Source organism: Mesorhizobium sp. M1A.F.Ca.ET.072.01.1.1, assembly GCF_004023325.1.
In the GTDB taxonomy this organism is placed as follows: domain Bacteria; phylum Pseudomonadota; class Alphaproteobacteria; order Rhizobiales; family Rhizobiaceae; genus Mesorhizobium.
In genome coordinates this window covers 1-17,539 of sequence record NZ_RZSF01000121.1, presented here as the reverse complement: position 1 = coordinate 17,539, position 17,539 = coordinate 1, and the positions used below count along the sequence as shown (strand labels likewise).

Below are 17,539 nucleotides of genomic sequence, written 5' to 3'. Positions count from 1 at the left end.
GCCGCCGCCAATCCGGCCGCGCCGGCGCCGATCACGATCGCGCCTGCGAGGATCGCCGGCTCGCCGGTCCAATCCGACGAGATTTCCGCTTCCATGCCCATTCTTGTCTTTATCGTCGTCATGGCTCTCACGTGCCACGGCCATGTATCCGACATATGCCGCTGACGAGGCAATGGGAATAGGCCGTGGTTGCAAAGAGCCCGACATTGTGTCGCGGGTAGGGAGATTATCCGTTGGCGGGGTCGGCGTGGCGATGCACCAGCTTGAAGGCGCCGTCCTCCAGCCGGAACACTTCCGTCACCCGCAAGGTCATCTCGGCCGGCTGTCCGTTCTTGCCCATGCGCGCCCTCGCATGCTGCAGCCCGGTCCAGAAGGCGAGATCGCCGCTCGCGGATGCCTGCAGCACCTTGATGTCGGTGCTGCCGCCTTGGTGGAAGCTGGCGGCGTCGCGCTCGTATCGGCCGGCAACGGCATCGGCGCCTTCGAGATGATCGCCGCGCGGCGAAAAGAAGGTGGCCGGCTCGCTATGCGTCACGATTGCCTTCAATGATGTAGCATTGCCGTTGACATAATCCTCGGCGATCTTCTCGCGCTGCTTCATGAAAGCGTCGAAGGACGAGCCGCCCGGCCGCACGGTTCTGATCCACGTCTCCAGCGCCTCGATGAAATCTTTCAGGAGGGCGGCCGTGTCGCTGTTCTTAACCGCGCCGCTGTCGTCGAGCAGCTCGGCGACATTTCCGATATAGGCCTCCGGCTGCTGCATCACCGGCATGTCGAGGAAGACGAAGGTCTGCCTGAGCGCCTGGTTGGAACCGAAGGCGCCGATTTTGCCTGGGCTGACGCTGACGACGCCGGCGGGCAGGCCTTTGAAGACGCTCTTGCCAGAGGGGCGTGAGCCGACGTCGAGGGCGTTCTTCAGGCAGCCCGGGATCGAACGGTTGTATTCCGGCGTGACGAACAGCACCGCGTCGCATTCCCTGATGGCGGCGCGGAACGCCGACCAGGCGGCAGGCGGCGTCTCGCCGTCGAGATCCTGATTATACAAAGGCAGCTCGCCGATCTCGATGAAGCGGCAGCGCAACGAATCCGGTGAGCGGGCCGCCAGCGCCTTGGCGATCTTGCGGCTGTAGGATTGGGCCCGCAGACTGCCGACAAGCAGGGCCAGCTGCAGGACGGGATGTTCGGTTGTCATGGTCATGGCGGACTGTCCAGGCTTGTTGACGGGCATCGCGACGCAAGGCGCACAGGGCGGCCCCGCAACCTCGGACCTGTGGTCGGAGCGGCTGTGCTGGTCGCCTCTCTTTTCGGTTAATGTCCGGGCTGGCGCGAGGTTCCGCCCTCCGCTGGCCGAGCCGTGGCTGCGTACGGCCTTGCCGCCGGCGCCGTTGCACAGTATTGACGGGCTGGTGCGTGGCCTAAGGCTCCATTCGGCCTTTTGGCGCGCGCTAAATGATTGCCCGGTCTTCGGGCGGCAAAGAGGTGGCCATGTCCGCGCGCATTTTCAGCCCAGCCAAAACCGCGATGCAGTCCGGCAAGGCCAAGACCGGCCACTGGGTGCTGGAATTCGATCCAGCCCAGCGCAAGAAGATCGACCCGCTGATGGGTTACACCTCGTCCGGCGATATGCTGAGCCAGGTGCGGCTCACCTTCGATACCAGGGAAGAGGCCGTCGCCTATGCCGAGAAGCAGGGCATTGCCTATCGTGTCGAGGAGCCGAAGGAGCCCAAGCGCCGGCAGATTTCCTATTCGGACAATTTCCGCTATGACCGCAGGACGCCCTGGACCCATTGACAATTCCAGGAAAAGTGCACAGCGGTTTTCCGTCCGGAATTGCGTAACAAAAATCGGAGCGGATCATCCTTTTAGATCGATCCGCGTACTCGCATCAGCCGGCTCCGGCCGGCCAGCGGTCCCGTAGCTCAGCTGGATAGAGCACCGGCCTTCTAAGCCGATGGTCGCAGGTTCGAATCCTGCCGGGATCGCCATTAATTTCAAGCACTTAGCTGCTATTGCTTTGAAAAGCTCCAACTCGCCAACAAGGCGAGTTCCAACTCTTCATCTTGGTCGTTCTCACGGATGGCAGAGGCGGCGGGCACGTGCTTGATCGCACCCTGCGTGGGAACCAAGATCAAGCGGACCACATGCGTCGCTGGTGCCATAGGTCTACGGGCGTTCGCCAAAGACGATATCGAGCGGCTTTTGCGATTTGCTGGGCAATTGTCGCGTCGCCGTAGAGACTGAAGAATTGACGAACACGCTGCCCGGCGAACAGCTTTTTGCCCCGCGTGTTGTAGTTCCTGATTTTCAGGCGATGCGGACTGACGGTTCGGCCATCTTGGGATAAGGCGATGCCAATGCAGAACTGCTCAGCAGCATCTATCTTGGCGATCTCATGAACGGCGAGCATCGGAAGATAGGCATCGAGCAGGGCAGGAAGGTTGTCGCGGTGCACGCCAAGGACGCCACTATTCCACATCGGTTCATGGCCGGTCACAACATGGTCGCCGACCCGAACACCTTTGCCCTCCAGCCGCGGGCACCACGCATGCGGCCCCTCGCAAAGACGCATGATTGAATGGCCGGGCCGAATAGCTCCGAAGGCTCGGGACAGGTCTCCGACCGGGTACATATCCGTGTCCATGAAAAGCAATCGGTCAGCGCGCTTCAAAAGCTCGATAAGGCCCCCAGCCTTGATGCCGAAATGATAGCGCCAATCGAAGGATAGCTCCTTCTTCTTCTCGGCGCTCACTAGGATAGTCTCAAGCGGGTATCCGCGGAAGAATGCCGGCTTGTCAGTTGCCACGATAATCCTGGCTTTCGGGCTATGGTGCAAAAGCTTGAGTGCGCTGAGTAGCGCACCAAGGTGATAAAGCTCGTTATCGCCATAGGCGATGTAACCAAAGACGTTATTCATTCAGTCAAGTCGTCATTCTGTTAAGTCGAAGGGGCGGTTCGCTCCACTAGCAACACTCGCGGCCCCAATCCACCGCAAACACAACACCAACAGAGGAAAAAATGCGGCGATCAAAGTCTTCGGCAATCTGGTCTCAAACTGAAGACCACTCGCCCGACTTTGGGAAATTCCTGAGCTTGTGGATTTGGCCCATCTGCGGCTATGTCGCTATGGTGCTGGAGGCGGGGCTTCAGAATGTCCGTATTGTCCACCTGGTTGAGGAACGCTCGGTCGAAGCTGCCGGAACACGTGACCGTGGGACGCCACACTTATGGCTTGTCACGACGGAAGGTCTTTTTTCCCTCGAAGGAGGCCCCGCTGACGGTCGGGGCTTTCTGCTCGATCGCGGGTGACGTGCTTTTCATGTGCTCCGGCCAGCATTTGACCGATCGCGCCACGACATTTCCGATCCACAGCCGGATGCTGAAGCAATCCGATCCCGTCCGAAATGGCGGCAGACCGAGCGGCGTCACGATTGGCAATGACGTTTGGATTGGCCACGGCGCCATAATATTGCCAGGGGTGACGATCGGCGACGGCGCAGTGGTCGGCACCGGGGCCGTGGTGACCAAGGACGTGGCGCCTTATGCGATCGTTGGAGGCTCTCCGGCCCGACTGATCAGATATCGTTTCTCTGAGGATGTAATTTCGAAGTTGCTGGCAATCCGGTGGTGGGAATGGGACGACGAAAAGATCAAAAAAGAAGCCGGCACGCTCACCGGCCCTATCGAGGCTTTCATCGGCAAGCATTTTGTGGCAGGCATCGCCTCAGTGTAGTGCGGCTGGGATAAACAATCGGCGGCTCGGCCGGATATTCACAGTCGATTTTGAAAGACCCTGGCACGAAGCTCGATATCACGGAGGTAGGCTTGCAGCGCCCGTGCTACTTCTTGGCCGCCGATAGAAAGTATTTTCCCTATGCATGCCTAGCAGCGCGCCGGATACTGGATGTTTCCGCGCCAATTGATAGCTTCATTCTCCACGTGAAGGCTGATGAGAGCGATATCCAAGTCGCGAGGCGGTTGCTTGGCGACAGAGTAGCCTTGCTCGACGTGACCGACTTCATGGAACGCGTTGGCTTCCGCTTCGGTACCTACAGCATCGCCGCCTACGTCCGCCTGTTCGCGGACCTGCTACCACAATTCGACGGTTATGGTCGGATCGCCTACACCGATTGTGATGTCCTGTTCAATCGCGACATCAACGACCTGGCCTGCCAGGAGCTCGACGCGCCGCTGCTCGCGGCCCACGACGACTACATGTACTTCCGGCCGTCTTATCGCAAAACCTTTAGGATGCAGCCGGGCGCGCCATACTTCAATTCCGGCGTGGTGGTCTTCGACATGGATGTGGTGCGCGTGGAAGGCCTCCTGGAACGGACGCGCCAGACCGCGATCCATCGAGAAATGAACGACCAGAACGCGCTCAATGTCGCCTTCGAGGGCAAATGGCAGACGATGCACCCGAACTGGAATCTGATGTCGAATGGCGCCCGGGATTATCGGTTTTCTCAGGCCCATGCACGGCATTTCGCGGGCGGCAAGCCTTGGGGCAGCCAGATTGGAGTCGAGCTTGAAGCCCTCAAGATCTGGCGCGATCTGGCAGAGGATACGCCTTGGAATAAGCCCTTCCGGCAGCGGCTGCCGTTCGAGCGCGGGATAACGAAACGCTTCCTCCGCCGCTTCGATGCCGTCGGCGGTCTCTTCGGTAACGACGTGCATCGCCGCCGCGCGCGTTACGACGCGGCGAAAATGCACCGGATCTACGCAAGGCAAGCGGAAGAGGGCGCGATGGCCGTACAATTCCCGGAGGTGCTCGGCGGGTTTGGCTGATCTTCTTTCCAAATCGGCCGCATCCTGTGGATATTAGCCGCCCGTTCACCATGACTCTCTCTTTGCATTGAGCGCCGGCGGCCGGCTCGTTGAAATGGCACGGCCTGAACAACAGGCGCCCCGAAAGTCCAGCGGCCGGCGTTTTCATGTAGCCCCGTCAGGATGTCCGCAAGGGCGTGCTGAAGAGTATGCGTCGGTCGCTGCTCTCACTCGCCGGGATGCCGCAACCGATACCGCACAAAATCAAGCCCGCCCCGGCGATGGGAAGCCGGAACGGGCTCGGCTTGGGTCTGGAACCCTGTAGTCAGGAGACTACGGGGAAGTAACAGGTCGGCGGCTGCAATGTTCCGAATTTTCTGGCTTACGGGCTGCCGGGAGCAAGTCCTTGGCGGTAATTCGACACGATCCGGGTGGCGGATTTTTCCGCACGGGATCGCGACACGCTTCAGGCCAGCAGGCCGGCGGCCTTCGCTGCCTTGCGCAGTGTTTTGCGGGCTTCGGTAGGACTTCTCAAGCCGTCGAGCGCGTCGCGGCAGACGCGGCTTGCCGACCGCCAGGCGCGGTCGCGCGCCCGCCTTGGCCAGCGCAGGTCGAGGCATTCGACTGCCTCGAAGCAGCTTGAGACCTTGCGATGTCCGCTTGGTTCGAAATCGATCACGACCGGCTCGGAAAACCAGACGTCGTTCATCACATGCTCCGTTCGTATGTTGGTCTTTTGATAAGCAACGGCGCCGGCAGGCGCCTGTTGGGATGCGGGCCCCGGATGATCGGCGGACCCGCGCATTAACCAAAAACTGCCGATAATGTTCCGGGGAATTTTAGAGATCAGCGATGGGCGGCCGGAGTTGGCTCACGCAGCGGATTCATTGCGCCGGCGCGCCGCGCAAAAAACGTGTGACAACGTCACTGGCCCCGCTGTCGCCCGCGGCGAGATCGGAGCCGACAGGCGGATGAACGCGTCAGGCAGCGGTTTCGGCCGGCGCGGAAGCGTCCGGTCAATTCGCGCATCGGTCGCTCTTCTGCAGAAGACAGGATGCCGCCTTGGGACTATTCGACCAGCACATGCGCTTCGCGGGCTGCGCTGATGAAGGCTTCCCTGGCATTGTCGGCCGGAACGTCGCCGCTCATAGCCCGGCGGCAGGCGCGCAGCGCCGCGCCATGCTGCGCGCTGCCGGCGTCGCGCCATTGGCCCGTCAGCAGTTCCACAGCCTGCTGGGCGTTGGAGATGTGTCGGATCGAGCCTGCCACGCCGACGGCGACTTCGACCGGCCTGGAAAACCATCCCTGGATCATCGCGAAACCCCTGATGCGTTGTGAGCGGATGATAAACGCGCCACCGCGCGGCAAGTTTCATCCCGATATTTCAACAGGATGTGAGCAGCGCGCCGATAACGGGCGTGGCTGCCGGCTATCTTCCGAGCGGCTTGCGGGACAGTTCGATGAGTTCCGTCTCATCGGTGATGCCGGCCATGTAATTGGCGATGATGCGGGAGGCGCGCGCCTCCTTCTGCTCTTCGGTTTCTCCATCGATGCGGCCGCTCTCGAAGACACGCCCCAACAGCGCCGTCTCGGCGGGCGTGAATGTGTTTCGCGACATGTTGGACACGGGCTTCTTCCTCCAGCTCATGTCCCCCTTGCTCCCTGGCTAAACATTAGCACGGGTTCGGAAACGAGGGTGAGTCCTCAAGGAAACGGCGACAACGTGCGTCTTTCGCGGCGCCCTGCCGGCCAGGTTTTCGTCTCGTTGTCTGCCCGACGGCATGCCGGAGACTGGGCCAGCTTCGCTATCTTGCTGAAAGGACGAAGCGCTGATACTCATTAGCGGCGCGGAATTATTCCGAGTCTGCGCCAACTTGCGTCGCGCAACAACGCGGCGCAGGCTGTCCGAGACCAAGATCCCGACGTGGTGGCAACCGGGTTACGGAGGGTATTGGTCGAACAAAGAAGCAGGGCAGGTTCCGACGGCGTGTCGGAGCAGGCCCATCAAATGCTCTGGAATTCCGAAGCCATTGCCCCCGTGGCCTCGGAAGAGCATGAACATGGGGAAACCGATGGTGACCAAGAAACTTACCGCCAACGCAGAAAGCGCGGCAGCCTTTCTTGCGGTAATGGGCAACGAGAAGCGTTTGCTCATCATGAACTACCTGGCCGAGGGCGAATTGTCTGTCGGCGCGCTCGCCGACAAGGTCGAACTCAGCCAGTCCGCACTCTCCCAGCATCTGGCCAAACTGCGCAGGTTTGGCCTGGTCGACACCCGCCGCGACCGCCAGATGGTCTATTATTCCTGCAAGTCGTCCGCAGCGCGTGAACTCCTCGTTCTGCTCGACGGGCTGCTGACGATGGACAGGCCGCTCGCCGGCCCGGCCCGGCAGGCTCTTGTCGAAAGAATGCGGCCGCCGCAGGCCGCCTGAACGGCTCCGACGCGGGCGAGGGCGAGCAGCCTTCGCCTGCTTCGCCTGCGCGGCGCGCCCCCTGAAGGCGCGATGCAAACAGGATGGCAATGCGCCGGCCAGGCATACCTGCCCTGGCGGCACTTTATCATCACTTCATTCGCCGGGACGCGATCCTGGCCAGAATGCTGCTGCCGGAGAAACCGGTAGCGGCCGGATTTCGTCATGTCGTCACGGGCTGGCCGCCGTCGTCGCCGATCCGGCCCGACTTCTCGCAGTCCTCCCATCACTTTTGATTGAAGGATGATGCGCCGGCGCGGTCGCGGATGCTCACAAGCCGATGATATTATAGCACTTTTCTGCCGCCGCCGCCCGCTCCCGGCACGCCGAGGTTTACGGATTTGTAAATCGCGCGCCGGACTTCGGGTGGCTAGACTTTTGCGCGATCCACACCCCCGGATCACCACGGGCCAGACTTCCACTTTGGCACCGTCAGAGGCTCGCCGCTCCCGGCGGGCCTCTTTCGTTTTGGGACAAAGCCGCGGATTTACGGTGCGGCTCGCCGGCGCGTAATCACGCTGCGCACGGCGAGCACCAGCACGGTGATAATGATCAGGATCACCGAAAGGGCTGCGATCGCCGGATCGATGTTGTCGCGCAGGCCCATCCACATCAGGCGCGGCAGCGTGATGGCGTTCACCGAGGTGATGAACAGCGTCACGCCGATCTCTTCCCAAGAGAGCACGAAGGAGAGGAGCGCCGCGGTGACGATGCCGAACTTGATGTTGGGCATGATGATGCGCGTCGCGCGCTCCCACACGCTGGCACCCAAGCCTCGTGCGGCGAGGTCGATGCGCCGATCGAGCTGGCTGAGCGAGACCAGGATCAGAACGGTGGCGAAGGGCACCGTCATCACCGAATGCGCCATCGCGACACCCAGCCAGGTGTCGTAACCGAAGAAGGACGAGATGCCGGAGACCGAGGTGAGCAGGAAATAGAGCGTCACCGCCGAGACCACCGGCGGCACCACCATCGGCAAAAGCACGAAGCCGACCAGGACGGCAGTGAAGCGCGGCTGGAACATCCACACGCCGAGGCTGAAGGTGAGCGCGAGCACCGTGGAAAGCGCGCTGCTGACCACACCGATGCGGATCGAGAGCAGGATGGACTCCAGCCAGCGCGGATCCTCGATCAGCGAACGGTAGTGGCGCAGCGACAGTTCGCCGGTCGGCATGGTCAACATGCGGCTCGGCGTCAGTGACACCGGGATGACGGCGAGCAACGGCATAAGCAGAAATAGCGCCACCAGCACGGCGAGGATGAGCGAGACGGGACCGGGGCGGTAGGTCGGCATCGCCCTACACCAATTGCTTTGGTTTGACGTAGCGGAACAAAAGCGCCATCAGCGCGCCGACGAAGACCACCAGCACGACGCTGATTGCCGCGCCCAGTCCCCAGTCCGGACTCTGGAAAATGCGGAGATAGATGAGTTCGGCGATCATCACGCTGCGGCCGCCGCCGAGGATCGCCGGCGTGACGAAGAAGCCCAGAGAGAAGACGAAGGTGATCATCGCCGAGCCGATGATGCCCGAGCGCGTCATCGGCACGAACACCGTCCAGAAGGTGCGCATGCGGCTTGAGCCAAGCCCGCGTGCCGCGAGCAGCACGCGCTCGTCGAGGCTGCGCATGGCCGAAGCCAGCGGAAATACCGCAAAGGGGATGAGGAAATGCGACATGCCGACGATGACGCCGAACTCGTTGCGCACGAGCGTCAGCGGCTCGGAAATGAAGCCGATCGATTGCAGCCAGGTGTTGACGAGGCCGCGGTTGGACAACAGCGCCACCCAGCCGAAGGCGCGCGTCAGCACCGAGATCCAGAACGGCACCAGGATGCAGAATTCCGCAAGCACGCGCTGCACCGGGCTGCCGCGCACCCAGACGACCGTGATCGCATAGGCGGCGGTGACGGAAACGATGGTGACGATCGCCGCGATGCGCAACGTGCGGACGAATACCGACTGCACCAGCGGGTCGCTGACCAGCGCGCCATATTGGCCGAGTCCCGGCGTCGGCAAGGTGAAGCTCCACTTCACCACGCCGAGGAAAGGCCAGGCATAAGCAAGGACCAGGAACAGGAGCAGCGGCGCCATCAACAGCGCCGCGCCCGTCCTGTCGGAGAGGGTGCCCCTCATGTCAGTTCAGCATCTCCGCCCGCTCAAGCCGAGATGATCTTGATGTATTCGTCGAGCGCCGCGCCGTAGTTCTTGGCGTACCACTCCATGTCGAGCGGGATCTGCTTCTTCATGTTTTCCGGATCGACCGGGTTGATGCGCTTCTTGTCGGCCGGGATCAGCGCGTCGGCCGCCGGGTTGGCCGGGCCCTGGCCGAGTTTGTCGAACATCACCAGTTCCTTCTGCGGATCCTGCGTGCTGGCGATGAACTTCATCGCAGCTTCCTTGCCGCCGGGGTTGTTCTTCAGAACCGCGAGCGCGCCGGGCGAGATCAGGCCCTGGTCCCAGATGAACTTGATCTGGCCGCCCGAGTCCTGCTCGATCAGCGAGGCGCGCGTCGACCAGACGATCGCCATGGAAGCCTCGCCGTTGAGCAGCACGCTTTGGCTTTCGGCGCCGCCGCCCCAATAGGAGACGACGTTTTCCTTGAAGGCGGCGATCTTGTCATGCGCGCGCTTGAGGTCGAGCGGATAGAGCGAGGCGGGTGCCACGCCGTCGGCGAGCAGGGCGGCTTCCCAGCTCGACACGCCCCATTTGTAGAGCGAGCGCTTGCCGGGGAATTTCTTCACGTCGAAAAAGTCGGCCATGCCGGTCGGCGCATTGGAGCCGAACTTCTGCGAGTCGTAGGCGATCACGTAGGAGAAGAAGTAGGTCGACGCGGCAAATTCCCAGCCGAAGCCCGGCCGCATCTTGCTCTTGTCGACGATCTTGTAGTCGATCGGCTCGAGCATGCCCTGGCCGCCCAGCGTAATGGCCGAGAACGGATCGACGTCGACCAGGTCCCAGGTCGGCGCGCCGCTCTTGAACTGCGCGGCGATCGCGCCCTCGGTCGGGCCCGAGCCGTCCATCTTCACCGGGATGCCGGTATCCTTGGTGAAGGCCTGGCCGTAGGCGGCGTCGTAAGCGGTGATGGCGTCGCCGCCCCAATTCACCAGCACCAGCCCCTTGGTCTCGGCTTGAGCATGGGTCGAGCGCAGCAGCATCGGCGTGCCGGCGAGCACGAGGCCTGCAAGCTGCGCGAATTGCCGGCGCGAGATCTCGCCGCGTTTTGCCCTCTCTGCGAGGGAGTCGATGGTCTGTTTCTTGGTCTCGTTCATGTCAGTTCCCCTTGTTTTAATTGATCTGATCCGGAACCGACGCGGCGAATTCACGCCGCTTCGGCGCTCATTGTCCTCCGTCCGGCAGGAGGAAGCCCTTTTCCGCCGGCCAGGTCAGCCAGACGGAATTGCCCTTGCTCAACGCTGCCGCGGCCACCTCGTTCGGCACCGAGACGGTGACCTTCGCACCCTGGCGCGTGGTCAGGTCGAGCTTGGTCGCCGCACCCAGATAGGTCGAAGCGACAGCAGTGGCGGCGATGCCGTTTTCGCCGGCCGCTGCCTCCGGCGCGATCGACATGTGTTCCGGCCGGATTGCCAGGATAGCGTCGCCGCGGACCTTTTCTGCTTTGCAGCGCATGTTGACCGCCCGGTCCTCGCAGACACCGGTGGCGCCATTATCGGCGGGCTTGACGCCCTTCACGGGCAGCATGTTGATCTCGCCCAGGAACTCGGCGACGAAGCGGCTGGCCGGCCGGTCGTAGACCTCGTCCGGCCTGCCGACCTGCAAGAGCTTGCCGTGATTGAAGATGGCGACGCGCGAGGAAAGCGCCAGCGCCTCGCTCTGGTCGTGAGTGACGAAGACAAAGGTGGTGCCGGTCTCCTGGTGCAGCCGCTTCATCTCGGCCTGCATCTGGCCGCGCAGGCTCTTGTCCAGCGCCGAGAACGGCTCGTCGAGAAGCAGCACGCCCGGCTCGAACACCAGGGCGCGGGCGAGCGCCACGCGCTGCTGCTGGCCGCCGGAAAGCTGCGCCGGCAATTTCTTCTCGTGACCTTTGAGACCGACGCGCTCGACCATCTCGCCGACACGGCTTTTGATCTCGGAAGCGGACTTCTTGCGTACCTTGAGCGGAAAGGCGATGTTCTGTTCCACGCTCATATGCGGGAACAAAGCATAGCCCTGGAACACCATGCCGGCGGCGCGCTGTTCGGCCGGCCGGTCGGTAATGTCGGTGCCGTCGCTGAAAAGCCTGCCTTCGCTCGGCTGCACGAAGCCGGCCAAGATCATCAGGAAGGTGGTCTTGCCGGAACCGGATGGCCCAAGCAGCGTCAGGAACTCGCCGCGGCCGATATCGAGCGTGAGATTGTCCAGCGCCCGGAACGAGCCGAAGCTCTTGCCTATCCCGTTCGCCTTGATCTCTGCGGCCCGGCCGGGTTGCTGCATCCTGCCTTCGTCCTCACGCTTGTTTCAAATCGTAGGCACGGCGCGCGTTCACCGCAACCGAATAGTTTTCGCCTGATCGGCAAATTTGATTCACGGGTGGGCAGGTGGCGGGAGCGTCTCCCAAACTTGGGCGTTCGGCGGGCTCGCCAACCTTCGCGATTGGCGAAAGCGTTCATGCCGTCGTCATTTCAGGGCGGAGCAAGGAGCGAAGCGACGCGCGCAGACCCTGGTTGCCATGCCGTGACCTCTGGGAGCTGCAACGGTGCAGAATTCTGATCAAGCGTGCCTTTCGCGATCGCCACGGAATGGATCCTCGGGTCAAGCCCGGGGATGACGTCCGGGCGGTTGGCACTCCGAGGGACATCCTAAGGCGTGCCGGCGTCCCCCCGCCTTCAATACTTCGCCAGCCTGCTTTCCAAAAGCTTCGCCCGCAGCCAGTCGCTGAAGGCATTGAGTACCGGGTGGCCCGCCTTGGCATGCTCGAAGACCAGATAGTAGGAGCGCGGCGAGGGTACCGTCGCTTCGAACGGCTTGACCAGCCGGCCCTCGCTCAGCGCCCGGCGGCCGGTCAGCTCGTCTCCCATGGCGATGCCCTGGCCGGCGATTGCCGCCGAGAAGACAAGGTTCATGTCGGAAAAGAAGATGCCGCCTTCGGTGTCGGGATTTTCCACCTTGGACAGCGCCAGCCAGCGCGCCCAGTCCTCGGTATCGCTGAGATGCAGCAGGTTGGCGCGCAGGACGTCGGCGGGCTTGGAAAAGCCGCCCACCTTGTTGAGCAACGTCGGGCTGCAGAGCGGCGTGAAGGAGACCTCGCAAAGCAGCTCCACCGCGCGGTTCGGCCAGTTGCCGACGCCGAAGGCGATGAAGGCGTCGGCCTCCGGATTGCTGACGTCGTCGAGCCGCCGCGGCGTCAGCACCGAGAGCGCGACGTCCGGATACATCTGCTGGAACTCGCCGATATGGGTGCACAGGAACATCGAGGCGAAGCCCGGCGGACAGGAGATGCCGAAGGAGCCGCCGACGCCGGCGCCGCTGTTCTGCGTCCCCGCGTCGCCGAGCACGGTCAGCGCTTTCCTGACATCGGCGGCGTAGCGCTGGCCGCGCGGCGTCAGCGCCACGCCCTTGCCGATGCGCTGCAGGAGATCGAAGCCGAGGTCGCGTTCGAGCAGCCTCAGCTGATGCGAGACGGCGCTGCGGGTGAGGTGGAGTTCATCGGCCGCGCGCCACACGCTGCCGTGACGAGCAAAACTGTCGAGGGCGCGAAGCGCCTGCGTGGAAGGTATGCGCAAGAGGCCTCAGGTGAACCGAATTTGCACGAGCCGGGAAAACATATCACTTTTTGAAGAGCCGCTTCACTGCTTTCTTTGCGGCATGGAGAAACCGGTGACGACATCAGCGCAGGAAACGGCACTGGCCTGCATCGACGTCATCCAGCCGCTCTTGTCGGCCTGGACGCGCACCATCTTCGACTTCGGCGAGACCGCCTGGCGCGAGTACCAGTCCGCAGCCTGGTATGTCGACCGGCTGAAGCGTGAGGGCTTTTCGGTGGAAGAGGGCTCGGGCGGCATGCCGACCGCCTTCTGCGCGCATTGGGCGAATGGCGACGGACCGACGATCGGCATGTATGCCGAATACGACGCCGTGCCCGGCAACTGCCAGGATGCCGTGACGGTCAAGCAACCGCGGGCGGGGCTCAGCGTCGAGGCGGGTGGCCATACCGATCCGCATTCGGGCCTCGGCATTGGCAGCCTCGGCGGGCTGCTCGCCGCCAAGGCGGCAATGCAGCAGCATGGCATTCAAGGCACGCTGCGCTTCACTGGCGAGCCGGCAGAGAAGGTGAGGGGCTCGAAGCCGATCCATGCCGCCAAGGGCTATTATGACGGCCTTGCCGGCATGATCTCCTTTCATCCCTTCTATATGCTGCCGCTCTGCAACACCGCGCGCTGGGACACGCATTGCGGTGCGGCCTATGCGATGATCTACCGCTTCATTTGCGACGAGCCTCAGAACTGGGGTCGCGCAAGCGACGGCGCCCCGATCCCGCAGGCGCATTCCGCGGTCAGGGCGCCAGGTGCCAACGACGCGCTGATGATGATGTACATGGCTTCCAAGGCGCTGCGCGATTCCATGCTGACGCACCAGGGCGGCTGGTCGATTAGCGAGGCGATCCTGACCGCGGGCCAGGCGACCGCCGACAATCTGCCGGCCGGCCTTGCCGAGATCCAGTACATGATCCGCGTGCCGACCATCGCCATGGCCGAGCAGGTGACCGCCGTGCTCGACAGAAACGCGGAAGCGGCGGCGAAGATGAGCGGCTGCCGCTACGAACGCCACTGGGTGTCGAAGTCGCGCCCGGGACTGGCCAACCACGCCATGGCCGGCATCACCTATGAAGCGCTCTCGACCGTCGGTCCGCCACAGTGGAACGAAGAGGCGAGGGCGATCGCCCGCGAGGTCCAGGTCAATGCTGGCGGCGAGGCGACCGAGAATCCGTTCATTGACGAACTGGAGCGCCTTATCACGCCGCAGGAGGCCGAGGCGATCCTGCGGCGCGACCTGCCGCCCTCGCAGGTGAATTCGACCTCGGACGACTATACCGACATGAGCTGGCACGCGCCGACATCGCGCTTCTACGTCGCCCGCCCGGCGCTGCGTTCGGCCAACGGCCACGCCTATCCCGCTTGGGTGATGAATGCGTTGGGCGGCATTCCGGCCACCATCGACCCGATGGTGACCTGCGCCTCCAAGACCGTCGCGCTCACCGCGCTTCGCCTGCTGGAAGACAAGGCAGCGCGCGATGCGGTCATGGACGAATTCGTCAAGCGAACCGGCGGCGGCGCCGGCGGCTCGAACTGGATCGCGCCGCTTTGCGACTACGAGCCGCCGGTAAACTTCCGCTGGCCGGAATATGTCACCACCGCGCGCGGGCGCGACTGGTGGATACCGAGCAGCCAATGATCTCAAGCAGTCCGACCCCGAGGAGAACACCATGACCGTCCATGACCGCATCGTCGCCGAGCCGTTCTCGCTGCAGCGCCGCAATCCCAATGGCGGCACCAAGCCGCTCACTGCCTGGGGCTTCGCCAACGAGACCGACGTTCTGACCGACGTGCTGCTCGGCTCGCCCAATTTCCTTCGCCATCTTTCGACCAGTTCGCTGTCCAGAAAGCATTTGCGCGAGGCGCCCTGCAACATCCAGATCGCCCAGGCGCAGCACAAGGACCTCGTCGCCGCTTACGAGCATTTCGGCGTCACCATCCACTGGCACGAGCCGACGCCGGAACTGCCGATGCAGGTCTATTCGCGCGACTCCAGCGTCATGACGCCCTACGGCGCGTTCATCACCGCAATGGCCAACTGGTGGCGGCGCGGCGAGAACTACGCCGCCATCCGCACCTATGAGAAGCTCGGCATCCCGATCTACGACATGGTGACCGCCGGCACCTTCGAGGGCGGCGACTTCAACGTCATCGAGGAAGGCGTGGTGCTGATCGGCTGCGGCGGCGCCCGCACGCAGGAGGAGGGCGCGCGCCAGGTGCAGGCCTGGTTCGACAAGGAAGGCTGGGAGACGCGCATCGCCTTCATCGACGAATACTACGTGCACATAGACCTGATGGTGGTGCCGATCGCCGAAAAGCTCACGGCCGTCTGCCTTGCCTGCACCGAGCCCGGCATCGTCGACTGGCTGAAGGGCAAGGGCCACGAGATCATCGACGTGCCCTTCCAGGACACGATGGCGCTCGGCTGCAACTTCATGTCGCTGGGCAAGGACAGGGTGATCGCGCCGACCTCGAGCAAGACGCTGATTGAAAAGCTGAAGGCACGCGGCTTCGAGGTGGCGGCCGTCGACATGAGCGAGATCTCCAAGACCGGCGGCGGCATTCACTGCATGGCGCAGGCGCTGAAGCGGGTGAAGGCGTAGGAGCACGGCGCCGAAGCTGCCAATCTCCCCCCTTGAGGGGGAGATCTCCAGCAGGACAGAAGGGGGCACGAAAGAGCTTCGATCTGTCCCGTTTCACTCTCTCTCTACGCTGCGCCGGTCCACTCAGCGTATCGCCTCAGGCCCATGCCGGCGAACAGCACAATCATCATGATGGTGAAGAAGAAGGCCATGCCGAGGTAGAAGAAATTCGCTATGGGCGAAATCTTCACATACCGCACCTGCTTGAACGGCACGCCGCTCGGCTTTGTCGCCCCCAGTCCGAGCCAGAAGAAGAGGGTGACGGCAACGAGCACGCCGATATAAGGATCCATCCAGTCCGGCACTCTGACGAAGCCGAAATTGAACGCAAACGCCCGGTTCGCTGACAATAGCAGCACAGACGATATCGAACAGGCAAACAACATGCGTTTCATGCGGCGTTCCCTCATGTCCGCAGCGATAATCTCTCTTGATTGAAAGCCTGTTATTCCTGCCCGTCAAGATTGCAGGCAAGGCGCGTGCCGTTCTTGCCAATCGTTTGTTGAGCAAGGCCCGCACGGCCGGCTCGCTGCCCGCGATAACTTGCGGGATGCCGAACATGAGCGCACATTAAAATTCGGGTGGAGGGCTCATCAACAAGAACGGGAGGAATTCATGAATGCCATGAGCTTCACTGCCCTTGAGGGCGGCAAGACCACGGTCGATGCCGCCGCCCTGGAAACGCTTTCGACGCAAATACGCGGCACGGTGCTGCGGGAGGGTGACGCCGGCTACGACGGCGCGCGCAGCATCTGGAATGACATGATCGACCGGCGGCCCGGGCTGATCGCGTGCTGCGTCGGCGCCTCCGATGTCGTTGCCGCGGTGAATTTCGCCCGTGAGAACGGACTTCTCGTCTCCGTGCGCGGCGGCGGTCACAACATTGCCGGCAGCGCCATCTGCGAGGGCGGCCTCGTCATCGATCTCTCCATGATGAAGTCTGTGCGGGTCGATGTCGCGGCGCGGCGCGCCTGGGTCGGACCCGGCGCCACGCTTGTCGATGTCGACCGCGAAACGCAGGCCTTCGGGCTGGCGCTGCCGACCGGCATCAACTCGACCACCGGTATTGCCGGCCTGACGCTGGGCGGCGGCTTCGGCTGGATCACCCGCAAATACGGGCTCACCATCGACAATCTCGTTTCGGCCGACGTGGTGACCGCGCACGGCAAGCTGCTGCGCGCCAGCGAGACCGAGAACGCGGACCTGTTCTGGGCGCTGCGCGGCGGCGGCGGCAATTTCGGCGTCGTCACGGGGTTCGAGTTCAAACTTCACCAGTTCGGGCCGCAAGTGCTGTCGGGCCTTGTGGTCCATCCCTTCGCCGATGCCGGGAAGGTGCTTCGGGAATACCGCGCCGCGCTCGAAACCGCCCCCGACGAACTGACCTGCTGGGTGGTCATGCGGCAGGCGCCGCCGCTGCCTTTCCTGCCGGCCGAATGGCACGGCAAGGAAGTGCTGGTGCTGGCCATGTGCTATTGCGGCGATATCGAGGCTGGCGAAAAGGCGACGCAAAAGCTCCGCGCCATCGGCACGCCGATCGCCGACGTCGTCGGTCCCAACCCGTTCACGGGCTGGCAGCAGGCCTTCGATCCGCTGCTCGCGCCTGGCGCCCGCAATTATTGGAAGAGCCATGACTTCACTGAGCTTTCCGACAGCGCGATCGAGATCACCACGACCGCGATATCCAGGCTTCCGGGTCCCGAATGCGAGATATTCTTCGGCCATGTCGGCGGCGTCGCTGGCCGCGTCCCGGCGGATGCGACGGCGTTTCCGCAGCGGAGCTCGCATTTCGTCATGAACGTTCACGCCCGCTGGCGCGAACCGGCCATGGACAAGGCCTGCATCGAATGGGCTCGAGACATCTATGAAGCATCAAAGCCTCTTACTGCCGGAACGGCCTATGTCAACTTCAAGAC

Annotated in this window: 18 protein-coding genes and 1 tRNA gene; 8 read left to right on the top strand and 11 right to left on the bottom strand. The window is 63.0% G+C overall.

Annotated elements, in window-relative coordinates:
• Positions 1-226: 226 nt before the first annotated feature.
• Positions 227-1,198, bottom strand: coding sequence for an NAD(P)H-dependent oxidoreductase (locus tag EOA32_RS17975; protein ID WP_128372454.1), 972 nt, complete (start codon positions 1,196-1,198; stop codon positions 227-229).
• A 287-nt stretch (positions 1,199-1,485) separates the two neighbouring features.
• Between EOA32_RS17975 and EOA32_RS17970 the strand changes: the two genes are divergently transcribed.
• The gene (locus tag EOA32_RS17970; protein ID WP_066999298.1) at positions 1,486-1,791 is read left to right on the top strand and encodes an ETC complex I subunit; all 306 of its coding nucleotides are present in this window, start codon (positions 1,486-1,488) and stop codon (positions 1,789-1,791) included.
• Between the two features lie 117 nt (positions 1,792-1,908).
• Positions 1,909-1,985 (top strand) — tRNA-Arg (locus tag EOA32_RS17965).
• 143 nt (positions 1,986-2,128) lie between these two features.
• Here EOA32_RS17965 and EOA32_RS17960 read toward each other — a convergent pair.
• Positions 2,129-2,914, bottom strand: a complete 786-nt coding sequence (locus EOA32_RS17960) for a hypothetical protein (RefSeq protein ID WP_128372453.1) — start codon at positions 2,912-2,914, stop codon at positions 2,129-2,131.
• Positions 2,915-3,148: 234 nt separating this feature from the next.
• Between EOA32_RS17960 and EOA32_RS40770 the strand changes: the two genes are divergently transcribed.
• Together EOA32_RS40770 and EOA32_RS17950 are read left to right on the top strand one after the other, a co-directional pair.
• Positions 3,149-3,730, top strand: coding sequence for a CatB-related O-acetyltransferase (locus EOA32_RS40770; protein WP_348632207.1), 582 nt, complete (start codon positions 3,149-3,151; stop codon positions 3,728-3,730).
• Between the two features lie 113 nt (positions 3,731-3,843).
• Entirely contained in the window at positions 3,844-4,785 is a 942-nt protein-coding gene (locus EOA32_RS17950) for a glycosyltransferase (protein ID WP_189407210.1), read from the top strand.
• A gap of 445 nt (positions 4,786-5,230) precedes the next feature.
• Here the strand turns inward: EOA32_RS17950 and EOA32_RS17945 are convergent, their stop codons facing one another.
• The 3 genes from EOA32_RS17945 to EOA32_RS17935 form a co-directional block, all read right to left on the bottom strand.
• Positions 5,231-5,473 (bottom strand): DUF982 domain-containing protein, encoded by a 243-nt coding sequence (locus tag EOA32_RS17945; RefSeq protein ID WP_066999301.1) that lies wholly within the window; start codon positions 5,471-5,473, stop codon positions 5,231-5,233.
• Between the two features lie 359 nt (positions 5,474-5,832).
• Complete coding sequence (locus EOA32_RS17940; RefSeq protein ID WP_059186167.1) at positions 5,833-6,078, bottom strand: DUF982 domain-containing protein; 246 nt, start codon at positions 6,076-6,078, stop codon at positions 5,833-5,835.
• A 115-nt stretch (positions 6,079-6,193) separates the two neighbouring features.
• A complete protein-coding gene (locus EOA32_RS17935; protein ID WP_245299680.1) occupies positions 6,194-6,412 on the bottom strand; it encodes a hypothetical protein in 219 nt (72 codons plus the stop codon).
• A 424-nt stretch (positions 6,413-6,836) separates the two neighbouring features.
• Between EOA32_RS17935 and EOA32_RS17930 the strand changes: the two genes are divergently transcribed.
• Positions 6,837-7,196, top strand: coding sequence for a metalloregulator ArsR/SmtB family transcription factor (locus tag EOA32_RS17930; protein WP_066999308.1), 360 nt, complete (start codon positions 6,837-6,839; stop codon positions 7,194-7,196).
• A 526-nt stretch (positions 7,197-7,722) separates the two neighbouring features.
• Here the strand turns inward: EOA32_RS17930 and EOA32_RS17925 are convergent.
• From EOA32_RS17925 to EOA32_RS17905, 5 genes are all read right to left on the bottom strand, one after another.
• On the bottom strand, positions 7,723-8,529 hold the full coding sequence (locus tag EOA32_RS17925; protein WP_128372450.1) for an ABC transporter permease: 807 nt from the start codon (positions 8,527-8,529) through the stop codon (positions 7,723-7,725).
• A 4-nt stretch (positions 8,530-8,533) separates the two neighbouring features.
• On the bottom strand, positions 8,534-9,367 hold the full coding sequence (locus tag EOA32_RS17920) for an ABC transporter permease (protein ID WP_066999251.1): 834 nt from the start codon (positions 9,365-9,367) through the stop codon (positions 8,534-8,536).
• 23 nt (positions 9,368-9,390) lie between these two features.
• Positions 9,391-10,503 carry an ABC transporter substrate-binding protein gene (locus EOA32_RS17915; RefSeq protein ID WP_128372449.1) on the bottom strand — a complete coding sequence of 371 codons (1,113 nt, stop codon included), beginning with the start codon at positions 10,501-10,503 and terminating at the stop codon, positions 9,391-9,393.
• A gap of 67 nt (positions 10,504-10,570) precedes the next feature.
• Positions 10,571-11,665 carry an ABC transporter ATP-binding protein gene (locus tag EOA32_RS17910; protein ID WP_066999257.1) on the bottom strand — a complete coding sequence of 365 codons (1,095 nt, stop codon included), beginning with the start codon at positions 11,663-11,665 and terminating at the stop codon, positions 10,571-10,573.
• A 392-nt stretch (positions 11,666-12,057) separates the two neighbouring features.
• A complete protein-coding gene (locus EOA32_RS17905; RefSeq protein WP_066999260.1) occupies positions 12,058-12,954 on the bottom strand; it encodes a LysR substrate-binding domain-containing protein in 897 nt (298 codons plus the stop codon).
• An 82-nt stretch (positions 12,955-13,036) separates the two neighbouring features.
• Between EOA32_RS17905 and EOA32_RS17900 the strand changes: the two genes are divergently transcribed.
• Both EOA32_RS17900 and EOA32_RS17895 read left to right on the top strand, forming a co-directional pair.
• On the top strand, positions 13,037-14,623 hold the full coding sequence (locus EOA32_RS17900) for an amidohydrolase (RefSeq protein WP_189407208.1): 1,587 nt from the start codon (positions 13,037-13,039) through the stop codon (positions 14,621-14,623).
• A gap of 31 nt (positions 14,624-14,654) precedes the next feature.
• The gene (locus tag EOA32_RS17895) at positions 14,655-15,587 is read left to right on the top strand and encodes a dimethylarginine dimethylaminohydrolase family protein (RefSeq protein ID WP_067330684.1); all 933 of its coding nucleotides are present in this window, start codon (positions 14,655-14,657) and stop codon (positions 15,585-15,587) included.
• A gap of 104 nt (positions 15,588-15,691) precedes the next feature.
• Here EOA32_RS17895 and EOA32_RS17890 read toward each other — a convergent pair whose 3' ends face one another.
• Positions 15,692-16,021 (bottom strand): hypothetical protein, encoded by a 330-nt coding sequence (locus EOA32_RS17890; RefSeq protein ID WP_128372447.1) that lies wholly within the window; start codon positions 16,019-16,021, stop codon positions 15,692-15,694.
• Between the two features lie 220 nt (positions 16,022-16,241).
• Between EOA32_RS17890 and EOA32_RS17885 the strand changes: the two genes are divergently transcribed.
• Positions 16,242-17,539, top strand: a 1,298-nt coding sequence (locus EOA32_RS17885) for an FAD-binding oxidoreductase (protein ID WP_145971313.1), incomplete at its 3' end; no start/stop codon positions are given.